The organism is Streptomyces sp. NPDC127084 (assembly GCF_042724175.1).
Classification (GTDB): Bacteria; Actinomycetota; Actinomycetes; order Streptomycetales; family Streptomycetaceae; genus Streptomyces.
Genome location: NZ_JBHXFA010000011.1, coordinates 1 through 7267, shown reverse-complemented (window position 1 = coordinate 7267; position 7267 = coordinate 1). Strand labels below are relative to the sequence as shown.

At 70.6% G+C, this 7267-nt stretch carries 7 protein-coding genes and 1 pseudogene (1 of these 8 cut by a window edge); 3 read left to right on the top strand and 5 right to left on the bottom strand.

Annotated features, from left to right (window positions below; genetic code table 11):
- The 3 genes and pseudogenes from ACFWI9_RS04580 to ACFWI9_RS04570 all read right to left on the bottom strand — a co-directional run.
- Positions 1–145: pseudogene (locus ACFWI9_RS04580) on the bottom strand (cupin domain-containing protein) (it extends 402 nt beyond the left edge of the window).
- Between the two features lie 107 nt (positions 146–252).
- Positions 253–1476, bottom strand: coding sequence for a cytochrome P450 (locus ACFWI9_RS04575; RefSeq protein WP_387159024.1), 1224 nt, complete (start codon positions 1474–1476; stop codon positions 253–255).
- A gap of 109 nt (positions 1477–1585) precedes the next feature.
- Positions 1586–2689, bottom strand: coding sequence for a type III polyketide synthase (locus tag ACFWI9_RS04570; RefSeq protein WP_387159023.1), 1104 nt, complete (start codon positions 2687–2689; stop codon positions 1586–1588).
- A 223-nt stretch (positions 2690–2912) separates the two neighbouring features.
- On the opposite strand from ACFWI9_RS04570, the gene ACFWI9_RS04565 reads away from it, so the two are divergent.
- Complete coding sequence (locus ACFWI9_RS04565; protein ID WP_387159022.1) at positions 2913–4196, top strand: cytochrome P450; 1284 nt, start codon at positions 2913–2915, stop codon at positions 4194–4196.
- A gap of 7 nt (positions 4197–4203) precedes the next feature.
- Positions 4204–4722 carry an acyl-CoA carboxylase epsilon subunit gene (locus ACFWI9_RS04560; protein WP_387159021.1) on the top strand — a complete coding sequence of 173 codons (519 nt, stop codon included), beginning with the start codon at positions 4204–4206 and terminating at the stop codon, positions 4720–4722.
- Between the two features lie 33 nt (positions 4723–4755).
- Here the strand turns inward: ACFWI9_RS04560 and ACFWI9_RS04555 are convergent, their stop codons facing one another.
- Positions 4756–5649, bottom strand: coding sequence for a hypothetical protein (locus tag ACFWI9_RS04555; protein WP_387159020.1), 894 nt, complete (start codon positions 5647–5649; stop codon positions 4756–4758).
- A complete protein-coding gene (locus tag ACFWI9_RS04550; RefSeq protein WP_387159019.1) occupies positions 5646–6668 on the bottom strand; it encodes an SPFH domain-containing protein in 1023 nt (340 codons plus the stop codon). The genes ACFWI9_RS04555 and ACFWI9_RS04550 overlap by 4 nt, the downstream gene beginning before the upstream one ends.
- A gap of 130 nt (positions 6669–6798) precedes the next feature.
- Between ACFWI9_RS04550 and ACFWI9_RS04545 the strand changes: the two genes are divergently transcribed.
- Complete coding sequence (locus tag ACFWI9_RS04545; RefSeq protein ID WP_387159076.1) at positions 6799–7173, top strand: DUF488 domain-containing protein; 375 nt, start codon at positions 6799–6801, stop codon at positions 7171–7173.
- The last annotated feature ends 94 nt before the right edge of the window (positions 7174–7267 follow it).

The following is a 7267-nucleotide window of genomic DNA, read 5'->3' as shown; positions in this document are numbered from 1 at the left end:
CGAGCACGTCCAGCTCGCCTTCGAGGACGTAGAAGAGCTCCTCGCTGCGCGTGTGCACATGGGCGCCGACGTCGAAGCCCGGCGGCACCACGACCTCGAAGCTGGAGGCCACCCTCGAGTGCTCCCCGGTCACCTTGAACGTCACCTGCTGGGCGGCCGTGTTCAGCGTCCGGCCATGGCCCGTGGGCACCAGCAGACCGTCCGGGGACTCCGCGTACTCGTCGGCGTCGATCGGCGCCCTGATATGCGCGGTCACCAGATCACCGGCAATCTCTCGGGTCCGCGGATCGCGGCGCCGGGCCGCCAGCCCAGCTCCTCGGCAGGTACCGCCAGCCGCAGCGGGGGGAAGCGGTCGAGAAGTGTGGAGACCAGTAGTTCGGCTTCCAGCCGGGCCAGCAGGCTGCCCAGGCAGTAGTGCGGGCCGTATCCATAGGCCACATGGGGATTCGGGCTGCGGTCGAGCACGATCTCCTCCGGGTCCGAGAAGACTTGCGGGTCGCGGTTGGCCGCCAGATAGGAGACGTATACCGGCTCACCGGCCTTTATCCGGTGACCCGCGACCACCAGATCCTCCTTGGCGATCCGGCAGAGCCCGACTGCCTTGCGGTGCGGGACGTAGCGCAGCAGCTCGTCGATCGCGGTGGGGCGCAGTTCCGGCTCGGCCCGCAACCGGGCCTGGTGCTCCGGTCGGGTGAGCAGGATGTAGAGCATGTTGCCGGTGTTGTGGGTGACGGCCTCGCCGCCTATCTGGATCAGCAGGGCGAGACCGACGGCCTCGTTCTCGCTGATCTCGCCGTTCGCGACGGCCGCGGCGAGCAGGGCGGTCACGTCCTCGCCGCCCGTGACCCGCCGCTGCCGGAGCAGCTCGGCGTAGTACGCGCACATACGGGTCTTCGCCTGCTCACTGCGCTCGGCTCCCTCGGCCGAGGAAAGGATGAGGCTGGTCCACTCGTGCATCCGCGGGCGATCGGCGTCCGGCACCCCCATCAGCTCGCACACCACGGCCAGCGGAAAGGGGGTGAGGATCCGTTCGGTCAGATCGGCGGGCGGGCCGTCGGACAGCACCCCCTCCACGAGTTCGTCCAGCATCAGCTGGGCACTGCCGCGCAGCCGCTCCACGCCCCGGGTGGTGAACGCACCGGCGACCGCACGGCGCAGCCGCGTATGGTCCGGTGGGTCCTCGAATCCGACTGCCCCGGCCACGGGGATGAAGTGCGGAAGGAGCCGGGTGACATCGTGCTCGGCGATCGCCCTGCGGCTGAAGCGGGGATCGTTCGTCACCATGCGCACGTCCTCGTGACGCGTCGCCAGCCACGCCCAGCCCCTCCCGTTGGGGAGCCTGATGCGGGTCAGGGGGCCTTCCCGCATCAGGTCGGCCAGCACCGGGTCGAAGTCCACGCCGGACAGGTCGTCGGCGGGCCAGAAACGGACCGGCGGGCGGGAGTCGTCGATGGCGGTCGTCGTCTGTTCGTGCATCGTTCGGTTCCTCCGCGGGGCGAGGGTGCGGGTGTGCCGTGGCCGGGGCGTGGGGGAGTCCGAGGACCGGGCATCGGGCCCGGAGATCACGGACCGGATCAGCGGCCGGTCAGAACCCGTACTGGGCCTGGGGCTGGAGTCCGTGCGACGGAGGGATCTTCCCGTCCGGAATGCTCCAGCGGCCGAGGGTCATCTCCGCGGTGATGCCGGGGCCGAAGCCAGCGAGGATGCCGCGAGCCGTGTCGGGGGTGCCGCCCTCTTCGAACATGCGCCGCAGGGCGTCCAGGACGACGGCGCTCGCGATGTTGCCGTACTCGGTGAGTGTCGCCCTGCTGAACCGGAAGGCCTCCGGGTCCACGCCGAGGAACATGCTCAGGTCGTCCAGGATCCGTGGCCCGCCCGCGTGGATGATGTAGAAGTCCAGCGCGGTGACGTCCCAGCCGTGCGGGCCGGCCAGCTCCTTGAGGGCGGGGGCGAGCGGCTCCATCGTTCCGGGCACCCGCTTGTCCAGCTTGAAGTGGAAGCCGGTGTCGCGGACGTCGTAGGCGATCCAGTCCTCGGTGTGCGGGACCAGATAGGCGCCGTTGCGCTCCAGGACCACTCCGAGTCCGCCCCGGCCGCGTACCACCGCGGCTGCGAGGCCGTCCCCGAAGAGGCCGTTGGACAGGAGGTTGCCGACGCTCACATCCGTGGGCTGGTAGCACAGCGAGCAGAACTCGCAGGCGACGATGAGGGCGTTGGCCTCGGGGTAGGCGGTGCAGAAGTCGTGCGCCCGGTTGATCGCGGCACCGCCGGCGGCACAACCGAGCTGGGCTATGGGAACTTGTCGCACGTCGGTGCGGAAGTCCATGGAGTTGATCAGCCACGCGGTGAGCGACGGCATCATGAAGCCCGTGCACGACACGAAGATGATCACGTCTACGTCGGAGGCGTGGAGTTCGGCGTCGGCCAGCGCCTGCCGTATGACGGCTGGCACTCGCGCCTTGGCCTCGGCCTCGTAGAACGCGTTGCGCTCCTCGAAGCCGGGGTGCCGCAGCGTCTCCTCGATCGGCCGCAGCAGGTGGCGTTTCTCCACCCCCGTGTTCTGGATCAGGCGCAGCGCCAGCGGGAGTTCCGGGTGGTCCGCGTGAACGGACCGCGCCAGGTCAAGGGTCTGCTCCATGGTGATCACGTGCTCGGGCACAGACACCGCGGGTTTACACAGAGTGGCCATGATGTGCTGCCCTCCTCTCACCTTCCTCCAAAAGGATCAGCGACGACACGCCGTCGCGCGCGCCGGGGAATCCCCTACCGGTTGCGCCGAAAGGGTGATCCAGGGGCGTGTCCGAGCCGATGTGCGTGCAATCGGGAAGGGATGGGGTCCTGGCGGGGGCGCTGTCGGCTTACTGCATGTGAACCGCTTTGCGCGCGCGTTCACAAACTGGGAGATGAACTCCATGACGTCACAACCCCAGACCGTGCCAGGGGCGCTGACCGGCGCCGCGGGCTGTCCGTTCACCGGTGCGGCGGCACGGCGGGACGGACAGCGGGAGGCGGTCCACGAATGGACCCTGGAGGACTTCCAGGCTCTGGAATTCGACCCGTTCCTCACCGGACTGCTCCGGCACGAGCCCGTCGCCCGTATCCGGTTGCCGTTCGGCGAGGGCACCGCCTGGCTCACCACCCGGTACGAGGACGTCAAGCAGGCGTCAGCCGACCCCCGGCTGAGCCGGACCGCCCTGGTGGACCGCGAGGTCACCAGCGGTTCGCCGCACGCCATCGCGGCGAAGCACGCGGCACTCAACTACGCGGACCCGCCCAGGCTCACCGTCATGCGCGGCGTCGTCGCCCGCGCCTTCACCGGCCGGAGCATGCGACGGCTGCGGCCCATGGCCCAGCGGACCGCCGACCGGCTGCTTGACGAGATGGAGCGGCATGGGCCGCCGGCGGACCTGATGGCGCACCTCCATGGTCCCTTTCCGCTCTCCGTCGTCTGCGACCTGCTCGGTGTGCCGCAGGACGAGCGGGCTCGGATGACCTCCTGGGCGGACGTCATCATGACCCCTCGACCGGCCCCGAACCGCAGCAAGGAGGCCCAGCGCACGGTGCGCGAGGTGCTCGTCGCTCTCATCGGGCGGCGCCGCGACGAACCGGCCGACGACCTGGCGGGAGTCCTCGCCGCGGCCCTGGAGGGCGGTGAGATCACCGAGGACGAGGCGGTCTCACTGGCGACGGCCATCCTGGTGAGCGGTGCTCACGCGGTACGCAACAACAGCGCGAACATGGTGTACGCGCTGCTCACCCATCCGGAGCAGCTTGCCCGCCTGCGGGACGCTCCAGGACTCCTCCCGCAGGCCGTGGACGAGTTGCTGCGATGGATCCCGCACCGCAACGGTGTCGGCATCCCGCGCATCGCCGTCGAGGACCTGGAGATCGGGGGCGTACGCATCCGGCGTGGCGAGGCGGTCTACTCGTCGTATCTCGCCGCGAACCGCGACCCGGCGGTCTTCGGCGCCCCGGACGTACTCGACTTGGACCGCGGTCCCATGGCCCACCTGTCGTTCGGATACGGCCCGCACCACTGCGTCGGGTCGATGCTCGCCCGGATGGAGTCCGAGATCATGATCGGTACGCTGCTGGAGCGTTACCCCCGACTGGCACTGGCGGTGCCGCCCGATGCGATGACCTGGCAGCGGGGCGGCCTGATCCGGGGCCCCGAGACCCTGCCGGTGAGTTGGTGAGGCGGCCATGAACGGTGAGGTGTGCGTCGATCCGAACGGTGCGGTGACCGATTGGGCGGACGGCGAGGTGCCCGAGGGACCGAATGGTGAAGCCGTCGAGCGGACGCACGGTGAAGGCACCGAGGGGTCGAACGATGCCGTGGCCGATGGGTCGAACGGCGCGGCTACCGAGAGAGCCGACGGTGCAGCCGCTGAGGGGCAGAACGGGGAAGGCGCTGAGAGGCCGCACCGTGGTGTGGCCGCTGATCCGGATGCCGTGGGGCCGACCGGCGACGACGATGTCGGCGTCGGCGTCGGCGTCGACGTTCGGATCGTGCGCGGAACCCCTGACGAGACCGAGTTGGCCGCTCTGCTGGCGGTGCTCACCGCGGTCGCCGGCCATCGCGGGACGGCCCGAACCGGCGGGCGGAGCCATCTCTCCTGCCGGGCCCACTGGGACCGCGCCTGGGGCGGCGGTCTGCACCCCTGCGGCTCCTGGCGGGTACGGGACAGGACGGTGACGGCCTTCGACCCCGACAGCCGCTGACCTCCGCCCGGGCCGGTCCGAGCGGGCCACGGGTCAGACGAGGAGCCGGAGCGAGGTGTCCGACACCCCGAGCCGTACTGTCTGACCCCAGGTCAGCTCGATCGCGTCGGACTCCATCCCGTCGCCGAAGGCGACCAGCCGGTCGGACTCCACGGTGAGTGCCAGCCGTTCCGCGGCGGCCAGGGTGCCTTCCACCAGGGACGTCCCGGTGGCAGGCGAGGGCCAGGCCTCCCGTACGTACCAGATCAGCCGGCGTTCGGCGGGGCCGGGCAGCGGGCCGGCGGAGCCGCGCTCCAGCCAGAGCGACCGCAGCCAACCGGTGGCGCCGGTGCCGGTGCCGACCAGGACCCCGGACGAGGCCTGGGGCTCCGCCGCGTCCCGGAGACCGAGACGGTAGCGGGAGGTCTGGTGGCCGGGGCGGCCGAGGTAGATCTCGTTCAGGGCCACGATGCGCTGGGTGTCGTCGGCGACCGCCTCCACCATGGTGAGCTCATCCGCCGTGCCGCCGCCCTGGGCCGCAGCGTCCCGCATCAGCCTTCCGGCGTCGGCTGGCCGGTGCCGGACGAGGACACCGGGATTGCGGCCCGGGTCGGTGTCGATGCCCACGACAGGCTGGCCCGAGAGGTACTTGGCGGTGTTGGCGACCAGGCCGTCCTGGCCGACCACGATGACCACGTCCTGCGGTGCGAACAGGAAACGGTCCAGGTCGGCGCGTTCCACCCGGGTCTGGCGCCAGCGCAGCGGCACGGCCGCCGTCACATCGCGGAGCGCCCGCGCGGTGCGCCGGTGGCGTTCGAGCACCTCGGCGATACTCCTGCCGCGCGAGGAGAGGAAGAACTCCGCCTGGCCGTGGGTGCCGTGCCGGGCGAGCAGCTCCTCGTACTCGGTGGTGCGGTGCACCAGCACCGCACGCGGGGCGAGACTCACCGCTCCTCCGCGTCGTGGTGGCGCTGCCCGCCGCCGAGCCTCGCGAGCAGACCGGTGAGGACATCGGGCGAGAGGGTGACACTGTCCACCCGGGGCAGGTTCTCGGCGAACCTGGTGACGGCCAGCGCCCGCAGGGTCTCGGACCCGGTCTCGGCGTGTACCCGCAGCCAGGCCGCCTGTGCCGCCGCGCGCGCCTCGCCCGTCTCACGGGCAGCCGTCGCCTCGGCCTGTGCCAGCCGCACCCTGCGGGCCGCTTCCGCCTCGGCGCGTACGGCGTCGGCGGCGGCGCTCTCCTCTGCCTCACGGCGAGCGTTGGCGCCGCTCTGCTCCACCAACTGCTCTTCTCTGCGGGCCAGTTCGATCTTGCTGGCAAGTTCGTTCTCCGCGATGGCCCGTTCGCGTTCGACGGCGACGGCCCGCCGTTCGTAGGTGGCGCGGTCGGCCTCCTGCTGGATCTGCTCACGTGCCGGAGTGCGCAGTGCGCGCTCCACCTCGGGCTCGGGCCGCAGTGCGATCACCCGTACGGCTACGACCTCAAGGCCGGTCGCGGCCAGCCGGGGCTCGGTGCCGAGCCCCCTCGAGATCCGCTCGCGAACGGCCGTGACGCCGTCGGCGAGTGCGGCGGCGAGCGGGGTGCGGGCGAGTACGTCGAGCGCGTGCTGCTGCGCGGTCTCGGTGAGCAGGGTGGCGATCTGCTCCAGCGGGGTGCCCCGCCAGACGCCGGTGTCCGGGTCTATGGAGAAGTCCAGCCGGGTGGCGGCAGCGGTCGGGTCGCTGATGCGGTAGGTCACCGTGGACTGCACCGCGACGTCCTGGAAGTCCGACGTCCTGGCGTGGAACGTCATGGCCAACTCGCGGTCGTCCACCGGGATCTCGGAGAGCGCGGCGGTCAGCGCGCGGTACCAGAAGCTGAGCCCGGTGCCGTCGTGGGCGACTTTGCCGCGGGAGTGGTGGCGAACATGGGCGGTGGGCGCGCATCGCAGATGACGCCAGCCGAGGCGCCGGGTGATGTCGGCCATGGTGGGACCCCTTGCGATCGATTGATTATCGTCTGGATGACGATATTGGGGTTTCTGCTTATCGTCAAGGAGACGAGATGAGGTGGTGCTCGAGCTTGCGCACCAGTGCCGGGCGCATCAGGCTGACGGGATGGACGACATCACCGTGCGCAGGGTCTACGACACGACCGAGCCGGACGACGGTGTGCGCGTCCTGGTCGACCGGCTGTGGCCCCGGGGCGTGTCCAAGGAGCGTGCAGCCATCGACGAATGGCTCAAGGAGGTCGCTCCCTCCAACGGGTTGCGCACCTGGTACCACAAGGACGCCTCCCGTTACAGGGAGTTCGACGCCCGCTACCGGCAGGAGCTCGATGAGGGCGCTGCGGCACAAGCCCTCGCCCGCCTGCGTGAACTGGCCGCCGGCGGCCCCGTCACCCTGGTCACATCGGTGAAGAGCATCGAGGGCAGCCATGTCCCCACACTGGTCGACCTGCTGGAGCGCGACGCGCAGGCACGTGATTCCTAGTGCCGCGTCAGGCAACGTTCGCCCCGTCGCGACGCCCGGCACGGCGACTCGCGGCGTTGCCGAATCAACCGAGTAGGCCCACTACGAGGTCGAT

Coding starts and splice junctions, on each gene's coding strand:
- ACFWI9_RS04575 (WP_387159024.1), bottom strand. CDS start 1,476: ATGCACGAACAGACGACGACCGCCATCGACGACTCCCGCCCGCCGGTC.
- ACFWI9_RS04570 (WP_387159023.1), bottom strand. CDS start 2,689: ATGGCCACTCTGTGTAAACCCGCGGTGTCTGTGCCCGAGCACGTGATC.
- ACFWI9_RS04545 (WP_387159076.1), top strand. CDS start 6,799: ATGGACGACATCACCGTGCGCAGGGTCTACGACACGACCGAGCCGGAC.
- ACFWI9_RS04560 (WP_387159021.1), top strand. CDS start 4,204: ATGAACGGTGAGGTGTGCGTCGATCCGAACGGTGCGGTGACCGATTGG.
- ACFWI9_RS04550 (WP_387159019.1), bottom strand. CDS start 6,668: ATGGCCGACATCACCCGGCGCCTCGGCTGGCGTCATCTGCGATGCGCG.
- ACFWI9_RS04565 (WP_387159022.1), top strand. CDS start 2,913: ATGACGTCACAACCCCAGACCGTGCCAGGGGCGCTGACCGGCGCCGCG.